This is a genomic window from Streptomyces sp. NPDC045022, from assembly GCF_056432605.1.
Genome location: NZ_JBWKIR010000004.1, coordinates 163,472 through 180,566 on the forward strand (window position 1 = coordinate 163,472; position 17,095 = coordinate 180,566).

18 protein-coding genes, 2 tRNA genes and 3 pseudogenes are annotated in these 17,095 nt (G+C 69.8%); 10 read left to right on the top strand and 13 right to left on the bottom strand.

Features of this window, described 5'->3' with window-relative positions; translation table 11 throughout:
• Both AC07C1_RS09575 and AC07C1_RS09580 read left to right on the top strand, forming a co-directional pair.
• Positions 1-93: pseudogene (locus AC07C1_RS09575) on the top strand (PPOX class F420-dependent oxidoreductase); the annotation flags it as partial.
• Between the two features lie 91 nt (positions 94-184).
• A pseudogene (locus tag AC07C1_RS09580) lies at positions 185-292 on the top strand (PPOX class F420-dependent oxidoreductase); the annotation flags it as partial.
• Between the two features lie 17 nt (positions 293-309).
• Here the strand turns inward: AC07C1_RS09580 and AC07C1_RS09585 are convergent.
• The 9 genes from AC07C1_RS09585 to AC07C1_RS09625 form a co-directional block, all read right to left on the bottom strand.
• Positions 310-1,068: a TetR/AcrR family transcriptional regulator gene (locus AC07C1_RS09585; protein WP_478938046.1), complete on the bottom strand. Its 759-nt coding sequence runs from the start codon at positions 1,066-1,068 to the stop codon at positions 310-312.
• 180 nt (positions 1,069-1,248) lie between these two features.
• A complete protein-coding gene (locus tag AC07C1_RS09590; RefSeq protein WP_478938048.1) occupies positions 1,249-3,432 on the bottom strand; it encodes an ArnT family glycosyltransferase in 2,184 nt (727 codons plus the stop codon).
• Positions 3,429-4,889: a bifunctional glycosyltransferase family 2/GtrA family protein gene (locus AC07C1_RS09595; protein ID WP_478938049.1), complete on the bottom strand. Its 1,461-nt coding sequence runs from the start codon at positions 4,887-4,889 to the stop codon at positions 3,429-3,431. Before AC07C1_RS09595 ends, AC07C1_RS09590 begins: the two co-directional genes overlap by 4 nt.
• Positions 4,890-4,903: 14 nt before the next feature.
• Positions 4,904-6,571, bottom strand: coding sequence for an ATP-binding protein (locus AC07C1_RS09600; protein ID WP_478938050.1), 1,668 nt, complete (start codon positions 6,569-6,571; stop codon positions 4,904-4,906).
• Complete coding sequence (locus AC07C1_RS09605; RefSeq protein ID WP_478938051.1) at positions 6,568-7,308, bottom strand: response regulator transcription factor; 741 nt, start codon at positions 7,306-7,308, stop codon at positions 6,568-6,570. The genes AC07C1_RS09600 and AC07C1_RS09605 overlap by 4 nt, the downstream gene beginning before the upstream one ends.
• Before the next feature lie 101 nt (positions 7,309-7,409).
• Positions 7,410-7,766: an antibiotic biosynthesis monooxygenase family protein gene (locus AC07C1_RS09610; RefSeq protein ID WP_478938052.1), complete on the bottom strand. Its 357-nt coding sequence runs from the start codon at positions 7,764-7,766 to the stop codon at positions 7,410-7,412.
• Positions 7,767-7,853: 87 nt separating this feature from the next.
• On the bottom strand, positions 7,854-8,726 hold the full coding sequence (locus AC07C1_RS09615; protein ID WP_478938054.1) for a DUF2797 domain-containing protein: 873 nt from the start codon (positions 8,724-8,726) through the stop codon (positions 7,854-7,856).
• A 123-nt stretch (positions 8,727-8,849) separates the two neighbouring features.
• On the bottom strand, positions 8,850-9,788 hold the full coding sequence (locus AC07C1_RS09620; protein WP_478938055.1) for a BRO-N domain-containing protein: 939 nt from the start codon (positions 9,786-9,788) through the stop codon (positions 8,850-8,852).
• Positions 9,789-9,854: 66 nt separating this feature from the next.
• Entirely contained in the window at positions 9,855-10,226 is a 372-nt protein-coding gene (locus AC07C1_RS09625; RefSeq protein ID WP_478938056.1) for an HGxxPAAW family protein, read from the bottom strand.
• Positions 10,227-10,307: 81 nt separating this feature from the next.
• On the opposite strand from AC07C1_RS09625, the gene AC07C1_RS09630 reads away from it, so the two are divergent.
• Positions 10,308-10,802: a MarR family transcriptional regulator gene (locus AC07C1_RS09630; protein WP_478938057.1), complete on the top strand. Its 495-nt coding sequence runs from the start codon at positions 10,308-10,310 to the stop codon at positions 10,800-10,802.
• 526 nt (positions 10,803-11,328) lie between these two features.
• Here the strand turns inward: AC07C1_RS09630 and AC07C1_RS09635 are convergent.
• Together AC07C1_RS09635 and AC07C1_RS09640 are read right to left on the bottom strand one after the other, a co-directional pair.
• Positions 11,329-11,799 (bottom strand): NUDIX domain-containing protein, encoded by a 471-nt coding sequence (locus tag AC07C1_RS09635; RefSeq protein ID WP_478938058.1) that lies wholly within the window; start codon positions 11,797-11,799, stop codon positions 11,329-11,331.
• Positions 11,800-11,801: 2 nt separating this feature from the next.
• Positions 11,802-12,545: an XRE family transcriptional regulator gene (locus AC07C1_RS09640; RefSeq protein ID WP_478938059.1), complete on the bottom strand. Its 744-nt coding sequence runs from the start codon at positions 12,543-12,545 to the stop codon at positions 11,802-11,804.
• A 119-nt stretch (positions 12,546-12,664) separates the two neighbouring features.
• Between AC07C1_RS09640 and AC07C1_RS09645 the strand changes: the two genes are divergently transcribed.
• The 6 genes and pseudogenes from AC07C1_RS09645 (at position 12,665) to AC07C1_RS09670 (ending at position 15,501) form a co-directional block, all read left to right on the top strand.
• Positions 12,665-12,850: a hypothetical protein gene (locus AC07C1_RS09645; RefSeq protein ID WP_478938427.1), complete on the top strand. Its 186-nt coding sequence runs from the start codon at positions 12,665-12,667 to the stop codon at positions 12,848-12,850.
• Positions 12,796-12,948 (top strand): annotated as a pseudogene (locus tag AC07C1_RS09650) (protein kinase); the annotation flags it as partial. The gene AC07C1_RS09645 and the pseudogene AC07C1_RS09650, both read left to right, overlap by 55 nt.
• A gap of 648 nt (positions 12,949-13,596) precedes the next feature.
• Positions 13,597-13,779, top strand: coding sequence for a helix-turn-helix domain-containing protein (locus AC07C1_RS09655; protein WP_478938060.1), 183 nt, complete (start codon positions 13,597-13,599; stop codon positions 13,777-13,779).
• Entirely contained in the window at positions 13,779-14,270 is a 492-nt protein-coding gene (locus AC07C1_RS09660; RefSeq protein WP_478938061.1) for a hypothetical protein, read from the top strand. Before AC07C1_RS09655 ends, AC07C1_RS09660 begins: the two co-directional genes overlap by 1 nt.
• 7 nt (positions 14,271-14,277) lie before the next feature.
• Positions 14,278-15,036 (top strand): site-specific integrase, encoded by a 759-nt coding sequence (locus tag AC07C1_RS09665; RefSeq protein WP_478938062.1) that lies wholly within the window; start codon positions 14,278-14,280, stop codon positions 15,034-15,036.
• Between the two features lie 165 nt (positions 15,037-15,201).
• Positions 15,202-15,501 carry a hypothetical protein gene (locus tag AC07C1_RS09670; RefSeq protein ID WP_123975809.1) on the top strand — a complete coding sequence of 100 codons (300 nt, stop codon included), beginning with the start codon at positions 15,202-15,204 and terminating at the stop codon, positions 15,499-15,501.
• A gap of 152 nt (positions 15,502-15,653) precedes the next feature.
• Here the strand turns inward: AC07C1_RS09670 and AC07C1_RS09675 are convergent.
• Both AC07C1_RS09675 and AC07C1_RS09680 read right to left on the bottom strand, forming a co-directional pair.
• Positions 15,654-15,726 (bottom strand) — tRNA-Arg (locus AC07C1_RS09675).
• Positions 15,727-15,942: 216 nt separating this feature from the next.
• Positions 15,943-16,033: transfer RNA gene (locus tag AC07C1_RS09680), tRNA-Ser, on the bottom strand.
• A 219-nt stretch (positions 16,034-16,252) separates the two neighbouring features.
• Here AC07C1_RS09680 and AC07C1_RS09685 point away from each other — a divergent pair.
• Entirely contained in the window at positions 16,253-16,759 is a 507-nt protein-coding gene (locus tag AC07C1_RS09685; protein WP_478938063.1) for an SSI family serine proteinase inhibitor, read from the top strand.
• Positions 16,760-17,095 lie beyond the last annotated feature (336 nt).

Sequence of the window (17,095 nt, forward strand, 5' to 3'; positions counted from 1 at the left end):
AAGCAGGGCAAGTCGATCATCCGGGTGACCCCCCAGCGATGGGGCCCCGTGGCCACAGGCGGCTTCCCGGCACGGCTGACCACCGACCGGTAGACACCGCACCGGGCAACCACTCGACGGACGGAGTCCGGCGCAGCGCCTCGAAGCCTGCGAAGCAGTGCGAGAGGCGCCGACAAGAGGGGCCCGGGAGGCGATGCTCAAGCAGGGCAAGTCGATCATCCGGGTGACCCCCCAGCGATGGGGCCCCGTGGCCACAGGCGGCTTCCCGGCACGGCTGACCACCGACCGGTAGACGACGGGGAGGTGGTGTCAGCCGCGGGCGACCATCGCCTCGATGCCGGCGATCAGCAGGTCCAGGGCGAAGGTGAAGTCGCGGTCCAGCATCTCGGCCACCGTGTCCCCGCCACGGGCCGCCATGAGGTCCTTGGACTCCTCCATGACCTCGGCGGTCCCCGGGGCCTCGGCCACCATGATCATGGCCTGCTCCATGTACTCGTCGGGGCTCAGCCCGGTGCTCTCGATCCGCGCGGAGAAGTGGCCCTCGATCGTGCCGTAGCCGTACACGAACTGGAAGACGGCCGCGATCGCACCGGTCACCCCGTGCGCGGGCAGCCCCGCCCGGCGGACCACCCGCTGGACCACGCGGGAGAAGGCGAGCGAGTTCGGGCCGATGTTGAGATAGCGCCCGGCCAGCGGCGACAGCCAGGGGTGACGCACCAGCAGCACCCGGTACTCGGTGGCGAGCCGCCGCAGTTGTTCCCGCCAGTCCTCGTCCGCGTTCTCCGGGTCGGGCAGCCGCAGCTCGCCGAAGGCCGCGTCCAGGGCGAGTTCCAGCAGGTCGTCCTTGGTGTCGACGTACCAGTACAGGGACATCGCGGTGACGTTCAGCTCACCGGCCAGCCGCCGCATGGAGAACTTCGCGAGCCCCTCGGCGTCCAGCAGCCGCACGGACACCTCGGTGATCCGCTCCCGGTCGAGCCCGGAGGGCTGTCCGCTCCGCCCACCGCGGCGGGCCTTGCCCTCCAGCCACACACTGCCTCGCGCCGACCGCGCAGTCTGCTTCACCATCGGCGCACCTTTCCGAAGTCTCCGGCCCAGTGTCCCAACTTTAGGGGCGCGGGGCCGCGCCCGATCCGTGGCCCGGGCCCGCTCGACGGCGAACGGCCCGCAGCCGCACGCATGCCTCGGGAGGAGGACGTGCCGTACACCGTGCAGCGGCTGCTATACGGTGTACGGCTCGGTTTTCGGTCAGTCGCTCGTCTTCTGCGTGAGGTCGTAGAAGGTGGCCGAACCGACCGTCACCTTCTTGAACTCGGCCTGCACCCACGAACTGATCCGCGAGGACGTGCCGCTGTTGCCGCCGCCGCCCATGCCACCGCCGGCGATGAAGTAGTGGATCTTCCCTGCCGCCACGTACTTCTTGAACTGCGCCAGGGTCGGGGACGGGTCGGTGCCGTTGAAGCCGCCGATGGCCATCACCGGATCACCCGTGGCGAGCTGGTAGCCGGCCGCGTTCTGCGAACCGATGGACGCGGCGACCCAGGTGTACTCGGACGCGTCGGTCTCCAGCAGCTTCTTGGCCCCGGCGGACACGCTCGCGCCGTTCAGCAGGCCGCCGGCGCCCCCGCCCATGCCACCGTCACCCATCCGGCCGCCACCGGGGAAGCCGTTGCCGTTCTGCTGGTTGCGGGTGCTTCCGTTGCCGTTCTGCTGCCCCGGCATGCCGCCACCGAAGCCACCGCCCGGGAAGCCGTTGCCGTTCTGCTGGTTGCGGGTGCTTCCGTTGCCGTTCTGCTGCCCCGGCATGCCGCCACCGAAGCCGCCGCGCATCCCGCCACCGCCCCCGGGACCGCCGCCCCGGCCGCCCATCATGCTCGCGCCCGCCGGACCGGCCGTGACGATCGAACCGGTGTGGCCCTGCCGCAGCGTGCTGAGGGTGTACGCGGCCGGACCGGCCAGCGCGGCCACGAGGCCCACCGCCGCCACCCCGAGCGCCGTCTGCCGGGAGATCCGGCCGGCGAAGACCAGGCCGAGCGCGGCCGCCAGACCGCCGATCAGCACCGGCCACTTCAGCCAGGGCAGATAGCCGGAGGTGCGGTTGAGCAGGACGTACCCCCAGGCCGCCGCCGCCACCACGGAGGCGGCGAGGGTGATCGACGCCCACAGCTCCTGCCGCTTCTCCCACAGCAACCCGGCGCCCATGCCGGTCACGGCCGCGAGGTAGGGGGCGAGGGCCACGGTGTAGTACTGGTGGAAGATGCCCGCCATGTAGCTGAAGACGACCGTGGTCATCAGCAGGGAGCCGCCCCAGACCAGGAAAGAGGCCCGGGTGACGGACGTCCGCTGGGACGTGCGGGTGGCCACCAGGCCGGCGGCCAGCAGGATCAGCGCGGCCGGCAGCAGCCAGGAGATCTGGCCGCCGACCTCCGAGTTGAACATCCGGTCCCAGCCGGTCTCGCCCCACATGCCGGTGCCGCCCGCGCCACCACGGCCGCCACCGACGCTGCCGGTCTCCTCGCCGTTCAGCCGGCCGAGTCCGTTGTAGCCGAAGGTCAGCTCCAGGAAGCTGTTGTTCTGCGAACCGCCGATGTACGGGCGGGAGGAGGCCGGCCACAGCTCCACGATCGCCACCCACCAGCCGCCCGAGACGACCAGCGCGAGCGTCGCCGCGGCCAGCTGTCCGCAGCGCTTGCGCAACGGCACCGGAGCGCAGACCGCGTACACGATCGTGAGCGGCGGCAGGATCAGGAAGGCCTGGAGGGTCTTGGCGAGGAACGCGAAGCCGATCGCGACCCCGGCCCACACCAGCCACTTCGTACGCCCGTCCTCGACGGCCCGCACCACGAGGTAGCAGGTCACGGACATCAGCAACGCCAGCATGGCGTCCGGATTGTTGAACCGGAACATCAGCGCCGCGACGGGGGTCAGCGCGAGCACCGCACCCGCGATCAGACCGGCCGCGGGGCTGAACCGGCGGCGCACACCGGCGTAGACGACGGCAACGGTCGCCACGCCCATCAGCACCTCGGGGGCGAGGATGGCCCACGAGTGGAGGCCGAAGATCCTCACCGACAGCTCCATCGGCCACAGCGAGGCCGGGGGCTTGTCGACCGTGATGGCGTTGCCCGCGTCCAGCGAGCCGAAGAAGAACGCCTTCCAGGACGTGCTGCCGGCCTGGACGGCGGCCGAGTAGAAGGAGTTGGCATAGCCGGAGGCGCTCAGGTCGTACAGGTAGAGCAGAAGGGTGGCGGCCAGCAGGCCGAGGAAGGCCGGGCGCACCCAGCGCGGGTCCTCGGGCCTGCCGCGCCACAGTCTCCGTACGAACGGCTGCCCGGCCGCACCGGACTCGGAGTCCCGCGGCGGGGCCGTGGGAGGCGGACCCCAGACGGTGGGACCGTCCTGGCGCCCCGGCTGGTCGTAGTGGGTGGTCATCGGGGCTCCCCCGGCTCGGTGTCGTGAGGGCGCACCGGCTGCAGCCGCATGGTGACGTCCCTCCAGGTGCCGTCCGCGGCTTCACCGGCGCGGACCTGGGTGGTCGGGTACGGCTGCTGGTACGGCACCGGACGCCGCGGCAGCGGTGCGTACGGAGCCGTGCTGTGGGTCGGCGCGGCCGGGGTGTGGGCGGTGACCACCGTGGACGGGGCGGTCTCCCCCCGGTCCGGGAAGACCCAGGCACGGAAGAGCAGGAACCGCAGCACGGTCGCCGCGAGGTTGGCGGCGATGAGCACCGCCAGCTCGGTGGAGTGCGCCGGGCTGCCGGTGGCCACCACGAGGGCGGCCAGGGAGCCGCTGGTCAGGGCGAGCCCGATGCCGAATACGACCAGGCCCTGCGCCTGGTGTCGTACGGCCCCGCCCCGGCCGCGCACCCCGAAGGTGAGCCGGCGGTTGGCGGCGGTGTTGGCCACGGCGGAGACCAGCAGCGCGAGCGCGTTGGCCACCTGGGACCCGGAGAACTGCCGGAAGAGGCTGTAGAGCAGCAGGTAGAACAGGGTCGACAGAGCGCCGACGACACAGAACCCGACGAGCTGGCGGGCCAGCCCCTTGGGCACGTCGGGCAGTTCGCGGTCACGCGGGTCGTCACCGAAGGGCCTGGTCAGCCGGTCCAGCGGCAGCGAACCGGTGGCCAGCGCCCGGCCGACCCGCCACACGCCCCTGAGGTCGTCGGTGGCGGTCCTCACGATGTGCACGGTGGAGTCGGGGTCGTCGACCCAGTCGACCGGCACCTCGTGGATGCGCAGCCCCGCCCGCTCGGCGAGCACGAGCATCTCGGTGTCGAAGAACCAGCCGGTGTCCTCCACCAGCGGCAGCAGCACCTGCGCCACCTCCCGGCGGATGGCCTTGAAGCCGCACTGCGCGTCCGAGAAACGGGCCTGGAGGGAGCCGCGCAGGATCAGGTTGTAGGCCCGGCTGATGACCTCCCGCTTGGGCCCGCGGACCACCCGGGCCGTGGGGGCGAGCCGGGAGCCGATCGCGAGGTCCGAGTGACCTGAGATCAAGGGCGCCACCAGCGGCAGCAGGGCGTTGAGGTCGGTGGACAGGTCGACGTCCATGTAGGCGAGGACCGGTGCCTCGGACGCGGACCACACGGTCCTGAGGGCGCGACCGCGGCCCTTCTGCTCCAGGCGGAAGCCGGTGACCTCGGCCAGCTCCGCCGCCAGCCGCGCCGCCACCTGCGGGGTGGTGTCCGTGGAGGCGTTGTCCGCGATCGTGATGCGGAACGGGTACGGGAAGGTGCGTGTGAGGTGCTCGTGCAGTCTGCGGACGCACGGCTTGAGGTCCTTCTCCTCGTTGTAGACGGGGATCACTACGTCCAGGACAGGGGTACCGGCGTCTCCGGCCGGGAGGTGCTCCCGCGCCGGCAGGGTGCCGGGAGAAGAGTCGGTTGGCATGGCACCGACTCTCGTCAGGCGCCCTGTCGCACCCATGTGGTGGCGCTGTGCTGTGCCTGTGAGTGCGACTGCCAGTCGGTCTCGGGGGCGGGCCGCGGGACGGCCGGGGCGAGCGCGGGCAGACGCACGGTGAACACCGTGCGTCCCGGGACGCTGTCCACGGTCACGGCACCGCCGTGCGCGGCCGCGACGGCCTGCACGATGGCGAGCCCCAGCCCGGTGGACCCGGTGGCCCGGGTGCGCGCGGAGTCGCCCCGCGCGAACCGCTCGAAGACATGCGGCAGCAACTCCGGTGGAACTCCCTGACCGTTGTCCTCGACGTCCACACACATCCACGGCCCGCGCCGCCGCACGCGCGCGGTGACGGTCGTACCGGGTGGCGTGTGATTGCGGGCGTTGCCCAGCAGGTTGACCAGCACCTGCTGCAACCGTGCGGCGTCGGCGGACACGAGGGCCGGCTCGTCCGGCAGGTCGAGCCGCCAGTTGTGGTCCAGGCCGGCCGCGCGCGCGTCGCTGACCGTGTCCACGACGAGCGGAACGAGATCGGTCTGCCCGAACTGGAGCGGCCGTCCGGCATCGAGCCGGGCGAGCAGCAGCAGATCCTCGACGAGAAGGGTCATGCGGCCGGCCTCGGACTCGATCCGCCCGAGTGCGTGCCGGGTGTCGGGCCCGACCTGCTCGCGTCCGCGTCGTGTCAGTTCCGCGTACCCGCGGATGGAGGCGAGGGGTGTCCGCAGCTCATGACTGGCGTCCGCCACGAACTGCCGGACCCGCGTCTCGCTCTGCTGGCGGGCGTGCAGGGCGCCGTGGACGTGGTCGAGCATGCGGTTGAGCGCGGCACCGACCTGCCCGACCTCCGTGTGCGGGTCGCACTCCGACTCCGGCACCCGCTCGCGGAGGTTCACCTCGCCGGTGTGCAGGGGGAGCTCGGAGACCCGGGTGGCGGTGTTGGCGACCTTGCGCAGGGGGCGGGTGGCCAGGCCGACGAGTACGTGACCGGCGATACCGGCGGCGACCAGGCCGGCCACGGTGACGCTGACCTCGATGAGGATCAGGGCGTTGATGTTGCCGTCGGTCTCCTTGGTGGGGATGCCGACGTAGTAGTCGCCGTTGGGGCCGTCGGCGTACCGCACGCGGTAGGAGCCCAGGCCGGGGATGCCCACGGAGTGCGGCTTCTCGTCCCGGGCGACGGAGCCGAGGGCGGCCAGCTGGGCGCGGCTGAGGGACTGGGGACTCATCAGGAGGGTGTCGTCGGACTTCCTGCCCACCTTGCCCTCGGTGGCGGTGCCGTTCTCGACCCTGGCCACGATCGTGTCCTGCGGCTGCGGGCCGCGCGTGACGAAGTTCGAGAGATCGGTCTTCCGGCCGCTCTGCTGACCGCTCCGGCCGCTCTGCTGTGTGCCCTGGCCGATCTGCCGGCCGTCGGGTCCGAGGACGCCCTTGACGGCGCCGGGCGGGGCGAATTCGCCGGAGGCACGCGCCCCGACCTCGTGCAGCTGGTCGTCGAGCTGCGCGTACAGATGCGACCGCAGGGCCAGCGTGGTGACCGTGCCGATCACCGCGCAGACCACGGCGATCAGCACCACCGAGGCGACGACGAGCCGGGTCCGCAGGGTGCGCGGCTGTCCCGCTCGTCTCTGCTGCGGGCTTTTGCGCGGACACGGCCGTCGTCGCCCGCTCATGACACGGCGGGCTTGATCAGGTAACCGGCCCCACGCCGGGTGTGGATCATCGGCTCCCGCCCGGCGTCGATCTTCCGGCGCAGGTAGGAGATGTACAGCTCGACGACATTGGCCTGCCCGCCGAAGTCGTACGACCACACGCGGTCCAGGATCTGCGCCTTGCTGAGCACGCGCCGCGGGTTGCGCATCAGGAAACGCAGCAGTTCGAACTCGGTGGCGGTGAGGTGGATGGACTCACCGCCCCGCCAGACCTCGTGGCTGTCCTCGTCGAGCGTCAGGTCCCCCACGACGAGCACGGAGTCCGAACGCCGGTCGGCGGCACCGGACCGGCGGATGAGCCCCCGCAGCCGCGCGACGACCTCCTCCAGGCTGAACGGCTTGGTGACGTAGTCGTCACCGCCTGCGGTGAGCCCGGCGATACGGTCCTCCACCGCGTCCTTGGCGGTCAGGAACAGGACGGGCACGTCCGGCAGTTCGCGGCGCAGCCGCCCGAGGACGGCCAGTCCGTCCATGTCGGGCAGCATCATGTCGAGCACGACGGCGTCGGGCCGGAACTCACGGGCCGTCTGCATGGCCCCCTGCCCGTCTCCCGCGCTCCTGATCTGCCAGCCTTCGTAACGAAGGGCCATGCTGAGCAGTTCGGTGATCGACAGCTCGTCATCCACCACAAGCACTCGGACGGGGCTCCCGTCCGGCCTCAGCAGTTCGGTGCGCCCCTGGGGCGAGGTCGTGGTCATGGTGGACACCTTGTCGGCGCCCTCTGAGAAGACGCTTTCCAGAGTCTGTGATTTCCCTGAGAAACACACAGGTGCCTCTCAGGGAACGCCTGGGAAGCCTTTCAGGAGCGCTGGAAGGCGTGACTGTGCTCGACCCGGGCGATGTGGATCGCGTACCGCTCGTACCAGTGCTCGCGCCCGTGCCGCTTGGCCGCGAGGTGCTCGGGGTGCTGCCGCCACCGCTCGATGCCGGCCAGGTCGCGGAAGTAGGCGACCGAGATGGCGAGCCCGCCGGGCGTTCGGGCGGAGTCCTCGCCGAGGAAGCCGGGCACGTCCCGCACGAGACGGGAGAGCCGGGCGGCGGTGTCGCTGTATCCGCCGGGGTCGTCGTCGGTGCGGCGGGCGGTGAACACGACCGCGTAGTACGGCGGTTCGGGGACGGCGGTGGGTATGGCCGGTTCTGTTCCGTGATCGCTCATGCCGACCACGTTCGGCCTCGGGGTCGTTCCGCGTCCAGGGACCTTGCCCAAAGGGATCCGTACGGGATCCGATTCTTTGCCTTCCCCTCAGAAGAGCCCCTCCTGCTCCCTCCTGAACTCCCGCACCGGGAACGCGCATCCGCTTGCGGCCGGTGCCGTCGGCAGCAGCTCCCAGCCGGTCATCAGCCGGGAGTCGAGGACGACGACCCCGCGTCCGCCGGCCGCCAGATGCAGATCGGGCCCGGCGGCCGCGACCAGCTCACCGCTCACGGCCGCGCCCGGTACGAGCTCCACGACCTCACCGAGGGCCTCCGGGACGTCGTCCAGCCCGAAAACCCCTAGGTGATCGGTGACTTCACAGGGCTCCGGACGCAGGGACTCCGGCCACCCGGCGAGCGCGGCGGCCCGTGCGTGCAGCGCGCGCACCTCGGCGGCGCGCTCCGCCTCCGTCCCCGGCAGCACCGACCGCACCGCCCGCTTCTCGGCGTACGGAATCCGGTCCGGTACCCGCAGCGCGGCCCGCAGCAGCTCCTCGGTGCGCCGCGCGGCCATCAGCGGACCGGTGCCGAGCCAGCTGAAGCAGACGGCGCCCTGTTCGAGCAGCCGGGCCGGGCCCCGCTCGACAGCGGTGATACCGACCTTGACCAGGCCGGGCCCGAACCAGGCGAGATAGACCCGGTAGGGCCGGGGATCGTCGGCGATCGTGTCGGCGGCCACGGAGTGCGCCCGGTCCAGCCGCGCGCACTCCTCGCACCGGGCCCCCGTACTCCGCCCCGGCACGGCGGCCCGCACCGGGCAGGCATGCCCCCGCGCCCCCACGCACGTCCGCGCGGCCCCCTCCGGCACCGCGAAGGCGACCCGCTTCCCCCAGGGCAGCTCACTGCGCCGCCCGCCGTCCCACACCAGCACGGGACCGTCCGGCGACCAGCGCAGCCCCGAGCACTTCCATACCTGTGCCATCACTCGTGAGGGTAAAGCCCGGGTCCGACAACGGGTCCGGGCGTGAGGGACGGGGTACGGTACGCGATAGCCCGAAGCCGCAACCTCGTATTGCGGCTTCGGGCCTGCTTCCGGTGCGGGTGGTCACGGCAGGACGTACACCGGCATCCCTCCGGCGGCGACCCCTGTCTGCCGGATGCAACCCCGTTTGATCAGCATGCGCACACAGTCGTGGACCCGGCCGAGCGTGAGCCCCGTACGGGCCGCGACCTCCTCCAGCCGGCAGTGCACCGGACCACGCACCAGCGCCGGAGCGAGGGAGGCCGCCACGGCGTGCACGTCCTCGGCGACGACGAGATTCTTCGCCCGCCAGGTGGCGAGGAGCCGCTGTGGTGTCATCGCCGGGTGGTCCGGCCCGGGGGCGGAGGGCCGCAGCCGGTCGGCGATGAGATCGAGAGCGTCGGCGATCCGGCCGAGGAAGTCGTTGGTGCGGTCCAGCTCCTCGTTCGTGCGACGCATCTGCTCGATCCGCTCCGTCTGCGCGGCGGCCAGCGTCTCGTCCGCCCGGATGTTCCGCTCCTCCAGCCGCACGATCGCGTCGGCGACCTGCTGGGGCATGAGGTAGGCGGTACCGCCGTCCGGCGCGGGTTGCACGGGGGCGGGGTCGAGGGCGTAGGTGCCGTCGCGCTGGATGGTCTCGATGACGTGCGACACCCACGCCTTGAACGGCGCCGCCTCCGGCTTCGTGCAGCCGTTGACCAACCGGATCAGCCCTTGCAGGTTGACCAGGTTCATGTCTCGTCGCCATTCCCGACCTGCGGGAATGCTGAGAGTGTGCTTCTGGAGCACACTCTCGGCACGGCCGAAGTTGGTCGCGTCTGCCACGTTTCGCAGAGCGGATCCCGCGTGTGCGTATCCCAGGTGCTTGCACACGTCCACGGCCGGGAACCAGTGCGTCCCGTCCGGCATGGTGAGCCTCCGCAGCCGTGCACCCGTTGCCGCGTAGACGAAGTCACTGATCTCGATCGCGTCCCGCTTCCGCTCCCCCGCCTGCTCCCGCGGGGTCTCCTTCTGCTCGTACATCGAGCATCACCTCCACCCCGGAAGCTACGGACAGCGCGCACCAACTTCCCTGCAGAGGAAGTACGTTCACTCGACAGGTGACAGAGGTATCGATTCGCCGGAAACCACCCCCGGCATCGGGGACCCCGCCACCACGCGCCGCCCCCGCCCCCGCCCCGCCAGCCTGCAGCCCACGCACCCGGGATGTCCCGTCCGAGCCTGCGGGTCCCGGACCCGCAGGCCCCACTGACCGCGCGGCCGCACCCCCGGAGGCTTGCCCCAGCCGGACAGATGCAGCGCCCACGTGACCAGCAGGCTCATGGCCACCACGGCCAGGCCACCCACGATCACCGGCAGCGAGGACGTGCACACCCCCGAACCCACCACAGCACTTCCTGCGGCGGCGATACCGACGCCGGTCCAGCCGGCGATCGTGTGACCCTCGTCGTACAGACTCATGAAGCGCCTCCAGGGGCAAATTCTCTCACCAACTAAGAAGTTACCCTCCCGAATATCTCACTGACTAAGGGATTTCGAAAGATGCACGGCATGCCGCCGCGACCGCCGGCCAACCCGGCCCAGGCGCTGTCGGCGATGGACCACCTCATCGCCGCACACCTGATCGGACAGCAGGAGTTGGCCCGGCGGCTGGGCCTGAACGTCACCGACCTCACATGCTTCGCCTTCGTCCTGGAGGCAGGCGACGACCTGCTCACGGCGGGCGACCTCGCGGCACGCGCCCACGTCACCACGGGCGCGGTGACCGGCATCCTCAACCGCCTGGAGCGCGCCGGTTACGTCACCCGCCGCCCCGACCCCACCGACCGCCGCCGCGTCCGGGTGGCCGCCGTACCGGCTGCCGTCACCCGCGTCGAGGCGGTGTACGCCGGCCACTACAAGCGCCTGACGGCGCTGTTCTCCGACTACTCCCCGGAGGAGCTGGCGATCATCACCGACTGGTTCACCCGGGCCACGGCCCTGGCCCACGAGTACCTGGAGAAGCTGAACCGGAACGATCCGGAAGAGGAGTGCTGAGCCTGCGGCAACCTGCCAGGAAACTGAGCGTGAGCCAGTGGGCGAGCCCAATCCGACGGAAAGCGAGACGGGCGCCGCGGTCGTTGTCAGTCCTCGTACTGGGCCGTATTCGGCTGTTTGGCAACGAAATGAGATGCCGTGCCGGGCGTCGCGAGCGTCAAAGTTCGAACCGCAGGTCGGTGCGGTCATCGTCCCCATAAGACCCGAGCTTCCCGAGCTGAGGGCTCAGGCTCCGTCGCGATGGGCCGGCCGTCGGTGCTTGCTCTGGCCGACGACACAGGTAGCGTGGCTGAGACCGGTGGAGGTGCAGCGAGGCATACGCGTGCGTGGTCGGCCGACGCACCCGCCGTCGTGGCTGACTGTCGTCGGCTGAGGTTCATGCCACTGCCGTGCCAGATGTAGGGGCCAGCCACGGTCAACGGGGGTGTCACGCGGTCGAATTATCGGCAGCCTGACCAGGTATCGAAGCCCCAGCTCAGCGACACGATCCCCCGCCTCTCTCCTAAAGCGGGTGTCGCAGGTTCGATCAGCCGAGATACGGCCGTTCACGGTGTTCCAGGAAGTGGCGTATCCGGAGCCGCTGCGTGTGGTGCATCGGCAGTTGATCGATCTCCTCCGGCTTGACGAACCGCAGCTCCGTGGACTCGTCCGAGATCGCGAGCCGGCCCCCGACCACACGGGCGGTGAAGCAGACGTTGAACTGCCTGCGCACCTCACCGTCCGAGTAGGCGATGATGTGGCGAGGGTCGGTGTACGTGCCCACAAGCCCGGTGATCTCTACGTCCAGTCCGGTTTCCTCCTTCACCTCGCGGACGGCCGTTCCTGGGAGTGAGTCGGTCATCTCCATGCCGCCACCTGGCAGCGCCCACAGATCGTTATCCCTGCGGCGCTGAAGGAGTACGCGCCCTTCGTCGTCGGTGACCACGGCGGACGCGGCGACCACCAGGCTGTTCGGCTCCGGTGCCGCTGGGTCGTCGTAGTACTCGGTCCGTGCCATGGTCACCCTTCTCGTACCGGCGTCGCGGTTTCCCACACCGCGTCGAAGCTGCTGGCGTAGGTGTCGAACATGCCGCCCTTCCCGCTGCGCCGGAGATGCCACACGGGAGCGCCGTAGGCGTTCACGCCCCAGACATGGGCATTGACCAGTGCTTGGTCATCCGCACGATAGATCGAGTTGTAGAGCGTGGTGGCATGGGTGCGCACCTCGATGCCAGGTACCCCGGCAAGCGGGCGGTAGTGCATGAGGGCGAGTCGGCAACGGGACTCGATCCCGTGGCCGAACCTCTCCTCCGCGCCGCGCTGTTGGACATTTGTACTGTCCGGGTCGCCGATCGCGATACGGACCACACACCCGTCGTCCGCTCGCTCTAGCAACAAGTCGTTGAGCCGCGGGTACGCCTCGTGCAGGAAGACGGCGGCGTACACCAGCACGTCGATGTGCTCGCGCGCCTGGGTCAGCATGTCCACGAAGGTGGACACGGGGATGTCCGCCCGCTGGTCGTAGAGAGCCACAAGTTCCGGACTGACAGCGCGGGCAGGGCGTGCCTGCCGGAGCGCGGGCCATAGAGCTTGCACGTCTTCTCCTAGTATTTCCGCTGCCAGCATGGCCGTGGCCCGGCGCGGCGTACGCCCCAGATTGACCCATCTTTCAACGGACTTGGGATCGACTTCGACCTTGTCCGCAAGGGCGGCGTAAGTCCAGCCGCCGGCCGCCATGGCAGCACGTAACCTCTCGTTCGGCATCCCAATCTCTCCTAACAGTTGGGGACGGCACTAGGGACGTTCTACCCGAAGCGGGACGTCCCGAAGTGGGGTTTGTCGGAGGTTCCGACGTCCTGATGAGCGGCAGGATGCTCGTCCGCATGGCGAGCAATCAGCAGACCAGACCAGGCATCGGTGAACTGGCAAAGGACACTGCCAGTGGACGTATCGGCGTCGTCATGGGCGAGGTCGGCGCCCGGGTGCAGATAAGGCCCGTCGGTGGCGGCGTCTCGCATCGCGCCCCGAGCAGAGACGAGCCGTCGCGAGTGGCAAGCGCCGGCCTGTGAGGGTGCATGGCGAGCTGGGCGAACTGATCGACGCCATGCTCAGCCCGGCGCCCGAAGACAGGCCCACGATCTACGAGGTCGGTAAGGCCCTGAGCTGAGCCGTAGGCCCACAAGCAGAAGACCGGACCACCCCTCGGCCTGGACAACATTCGAGGTGGCCCGGTCGCGGAATCCCTGGTCAGGACCCCGGTGCCGATGGTACCGGGGCGATTGGCGTGCTCATATGCGGGTGCTGCTGCAACCCCGGCACCTTGATGTCGAGTTGGAAAGGGGCTCTGACCTGAGCCACCGAAAGTCAGCCACGACGGCGGGTGCGCCGAACGAGCACCCGTCACGTGTGCTTCCAGCAACCGCCCGCCGGCCTCAGCCACGCTTCTTCAATGCGTCACGGTCCTCGGCCCCATTCCGGCCTGGGCGTTGTCAGCGCAGCTGCATGACGCATGGGCTCTGCCTGCGGCTCTGCGGCCAATCCCGTTGGGACGGTGGCCGGTTGGACGGTGTGGTCACGCTTGGTAGGTGTCGGCCCGGTCCTGGCGCTCGAAGTGGTCGGATTTCCTCCTGGTCTGGTCGACCGCCTTGGCGGTGCTGCGCGCTGAGCGGCGGGGGGGGGCCGCCGGAGCGGTGGCGGAGACAGGGAGCGGCGGCGGCCACGGGCCGCCAGCGCGCGCGGCCCGCCGCAGGCGGGCCGCCTTGATCCAGTAGAGAGCCCAGGCCCAACGCCTCAAGCAGGAAGGACTGGTGCCCGCATGACGACGGCCGTGCTCACGGTGGACCAGGTCGCCGAGCGTCTCGGCATCAGCTGCTGGAAGGTCCACGCCCTGATCCGCTCCCGCGAACTCGCCTCCTTCAAGATCGGCCGTTGCCGTCGTATCAGCGAAGCCGCCCTGGACGCCTACGTATCCCTCCGCACCGAACAGGAAGCCGCCTGATGGCCAAGCCGAAGAAGAACGCCAACAACGAGGGCACCATCTACCAGCGCAAGGACGGCTGTTGGGAGGGCAGTGCCTACGTCCTGACGACGGACGGCACGTACAAGCGGCGCAGCGTCTACGGCAAGACGTGGGACGAAGCAGACACGAGGAAGCTGACCAAGCTCAAGGCAGATTCCCTCAACGGCCTGCCTGTCGCCACCAGCAAGATGACCATCGCCCAGTACCTGGCGTACTGGGCTCGCGAACGTCGCCAAGGGCAAGGTCAGCAGGACGACCTACGTCAACTACGAGTCCCTCGTCCGCAACTACGTCACGCCCGAGTTCGGCAGGAAGAAGCTGACCCGGCTCACCGCCCGCGACATCCGGGCCTTCCTGACCAAGACGGCGGCCACCTGCCAGTGCTGCGCACAGGGGAAGGACAAGAAGCGGCCGGAGCACAAGCGGCGCTGCTGCGCCCTCGGCTAGTGCTGCAAGAGGCTCCCCTCTGAGCGAACCGTGCGCTTCCTGCTGGTGATCCTGCGGGCGGCTCTCCAGCACGTCGCACGCAAGGACGAGCTTCCCCGAAACGTGGCCCGGAATGTGGAGCTGAGCATGGGAACGCAGCGCGAGATCGAACCCCTCACAGCCAAGGAGGGGCGTCAGCTCCTGGCGGCGGCCCGCGACAACCGGCTGTGGGCCGCGTACGAACTTGCGGTCCGCATCGGTATGCGGCGGGGTGAGGTACTCGGGCTGCGTTGGTCGGACGTGGATCTTCACGAAGGGGTCCTGACCGTCCGGCAGGCCCTACAGCGGGTCGGTGGCGAACTCCTGATCGTCGCGCCGAAGACTCAGCGCTCGGCCCGCCGCGTAGCCCTGCCGGCCGAGTGCGTGACCGCGCTCCGTGCCCAGCGCGCGCAGCAGTTCGCCGACCGGAAGGCGGCTGGTGTCAACTGGAAGGGGACGGGTCAGGGCCTCGTCTTCACCACCAAGAACCGCTCCTTCGAGGTGCTGTGCGTCCGCGCCGGCGTCCGCAAGGTCCGCTTCCACGACCTGCGCCACACCTGCGCCTCGCTCCTCCACGAACAGGGCGCCGACGCTCGCATGATCATGGAAGTCCTGGGCCACAGCTCGATCCGCGTGACCATGGACATCTACACCTTCGTGCGGCTCGACTCCCAGCGTTCCGCCTTCGACCGGCTCGGCGACGCGCTGAGGGGTGACGGCAAAGATCCGGACGATGACGACGGCGCGGCCGGTGCCCGCGTAGCTGTCTAGACGCCGTTGGCCCGTAGACCAGCCAGGAAGCGCAGGATCCAGCGCTGTCCCAAAGACGATCACTCATTTGCGGGACTTCGGCATGCATGGCCCATTTGGTGACGAGTCTCCCGTCGGCTGCCGGAGACAGCCGAGCGATCCCACCCCACACGAAGGAAGTCGACAATGAGCTTCATTCAGACCGGCAAGATCGACCTGCGGTCCGACAACCCGATCGAGACGAGTGGCGGTAACACCTCGACCTTCACGCGCGTCACGTTTCCGACCCCGTTCCCTGCGGGTTCCAACGTCGTCGTCCTCCCGCTGACCCAGACCTTCAACGGCCCGGAGACACCGGGGATCCGCGTCCATGACGTCACGAACACGGGCTTCCTGATCCGCCTCAACGAGGTGTACGCCGGCGCCACCAAGAGCGACGGAAAGCACACCACCGAAACCATCGGCTGGCTGGCCGCAACCGTCTGACGCACACGCTTCGGCCGGGCCCAGGAATACCGCTTCTTCAGCAGCGCCCAGCAAGAGCACTCCGCGCCTTCTGAGCGATTGCCGTCAAACGCTGCCGTCAAGGCACAAGCCAGAGGCCTTGTGGAGCTCTCCACAAGGCCTCTGGTCTGCTGTGCACTCGGCAGGATTCGAACCTGCAACCTTCTGATCCGTAGTCAGATGCTCTATCCGTTAAGCTACGAGTGCTTGTTTTTTTGTTTTTCGTCTCCGCTCCCGGCCCTTCCGGCCCGCTCGCGGCGACAGGAAGAACATTACATGACTGCCGCCGCCATGTGAAATCCGATCCGCACACCCCTTGTGACCTGCAGAAACATCCAAGGTGGGGCTGTGGGGGCCGCGCGGAGGAGCACGACGGGAACGCCGAAGCCCCGGTCCTGGAGGACCGGGGCTTCGGGATCGGTGCGGAGGCGGAGGGATTTGAACCCTCGATGGGCTTTAAGACCCAAACCGCATTAGCAGTGCGGCGCCATAGACCGGACTAGGCGACGCCTCCAGCACAACCGCTCACGCGAGCGCGCGATTGGTGCGTGCAGATGATGACACAGTCGGGTGCGGTGTCACCAATCGCCCCCCACGGTACTAGGCCGTCGGGTCGCAGGGCAAAGGGCTTCCCCCCGGCGCGGCGGCTGGGACAGGTGGGTAAGCGGAGGGCCGGGCGGGGGAGGGAGGGGCGCGCGGCGCAACGTCCGGCGGGCGGGGGCGTTGGACAGGCATGGTTTCTGTTCCGCCGGTCACCGGGCGACGCGTTCTCGTGTCGTCCCTCGCCGCCGTCGCGTCCCTCGTCCCCCTCACCGCCGTACCCGCCGTGGCGGCCGGTGCCATGCCGCCGCCCGTCCGGCCCGAGGACCGGGACCCTCGGCAAGGCACCGATCACCGTGTCGATCACCTCACCGTCGTCGTCCGGCACGCCGGGACCGAGCGGGACGGGACGTACGAGGTGGCATGCCATCCCGATGCCGGCCGTCACCCGGACGTGGCCGGGGCCTGCCGGGTGCTCGACACGCACACCCAGTGGGGCCGGGACCCCTTCGCCCCGGTGCCCCCCGACAGCACCTGCACCATGGTCTACGGCGGGCCGGCCACCGCTCATGTGACCGGTACCTGGGCCGGACGCCCGGTCGACGCCACGTACAACCGCGGGAACGGGTGCGAGATCGGACGGTGGGACCGGATGGTGCCGCTGCTCCCGGGGCTGGGGTCGTCCGCATCGGCGCCGTGAACGTCGTGGGCGTCCTAGGGCCTTTCGTTTGGATCATGCCGGATCAGGGAGCGGGGCCTGGCGCCGTGCATCGCAAGACGGAGGAGGGCGTCATGGCGGAGCCATGGCAACCGACGACAACGCGGCGAGGTGCGGCGCCAGGCCCCGCGAGCCCGGCATGATCCAAACGAGAGACCCTAGCTGCCACAGGTGCCGTGGACGTCTCCTGGCGGGACCCACGGTGCCGTAAAGGTCCCGCGAAGGTCTCGCGGAGCGAAAAACGTGCGGTCACACGTTCGTCGTCACTTTCCCGTGGGACCTCCCTCTCATCCGGCGTCGCGAGCGCAACGCGTGCGC

What these genes read in the sequence shown, in the direction of transcription:
- AC07C1_RS09685 (WP_478938063.1), top strand. Translation starts at nt 16,253, where the DNA reads ATGGTTTCTGTTCCGCCGGTCACCGGGCGACGCGTTCTCGTGTCGTCC.
- AC07C1_RS09595 (WP_478938049.1), bottom strand. Translation starts at nt 4,889, where the DNA reads ATGCCAACCGACTCTTCTCCCGGCACCCTGCCGGCGCGGGAGCACCTC.
- AC07C1_RS09670 (WP_123975809.1), top strand. Translation starts at nt 15,202, where the DNA reads ATGAGCTTCATTCAGACCGGCAAGATCGACCTGCGGTCCGACAACCCG.
- AC07C1_RS09605 (WP_478938051.1), bottom strand. Translation starts at nt 7,308, where the DNA reads ATGACCACGACCTCGCCCCAGGGGCGCACCGAACTGCTGAGGCCGGAC.
- AC07C1_RS09625 (WP_478938056.1), bottom strand. Translation starts at nt 10,226, where the DNA reads ATGAGTCTGTACGACGAGGGTCACACGATCGCCGGCTGGACCGGCGTC.
- AC07C1_RS09590 (WP_478938048.1), bottom strand. Translation starts at nt 3,432, where the DNA reads ATGACCACCCACTACGACCAGCCGGGGCGCCAGGACGGTCCCACCGTC.
- AC07C1_RS09655 (WP_478938060.1), top strand. Translation starts at nt 13,597, where the DNA reads ATGACGACGGCCGTGCTCACGGTGGACCAGGTCGCCGAGCGTCTCGGC.
- AC07C1_RS09615 (WP_478938054.1), bottom strand. Translation starts at nt 8,726, where the DNA reads ATGGCACAGGTATGGAAGTGCTCGGGGCTGCGCTGGTCGCCGGACGGT.
- AC07C1_RS09645 (WP_478938427.1), top strand. Translation starts at nt 12,665, where the DNA reads ATGGCGAGCAATCAGCAGACCAGACCAGGCATCGGTGAACTGGCAAAG.
- AC07C1_RS09585 (WP_478938046.1), bottom strand. Translation starts at nt 1,068, where the DNA reads ATGGTGAAGCAGACTGCGCGGTCGGCGCGAGGCAGTGTGTGGCTGGAG.
- AC07C1_RS09630 (WP_478938057.1), top strand. Translation starts at nt 10,308, where the DNA reads ATGCACGGCATGCCGCCGCGACCGCCGGCCAACCCGGCCCAGGCGCTG.
- AC07C1_RS09600 (WP_478938050.1), bottom strand. Translation starts at nt 6,571, where the DNA reads ATGAGCGGGCGACGACGGCCGTGTCCGCGCAAAAGCCCGCAGCAGAGA.
- AC07C1_RS09610 (WP_478938052.1), bottom strand. Translation starts at nt 7,766, where the DNA reads ATGAGCGATCACGGAACAGAACCGGCCATACCCACCGCCGTCCCCGAA.
- AC07C1_RS09660 (WP_478938061.1), top strand. Translation starts at nt 13,779, where the DNA reads ATGGCCAAGCCGAAGAAGAACGCCAACAACGAGGGCACCATCTACCAG.
- AC07C1_RS09635 (WP_478938058.1), bottom strand. Translation starts at nt 11,799, where the DNA reads ATGGCACGGACCGAGTACTACGACGACCCAGCGGCACCGGAGCCGAAC.
- AC07C1_RS09620 (WP_478938055.1), bottom strand. Translation starts at nt 9,788, where the DNA reads ATGTACGAGCAGAAGGAGACCCCGCGGGAGCAGGCGGGGGAGCGGAAG.
- AC07C1_RS09640 (WP_478938059.1), bottom strand. Translation starts at nt 12,545, where the DNA reads ATGCCGAACGAGAGGTTACGTGCTGCCATGGCGGCCGGCGGCTGGACT.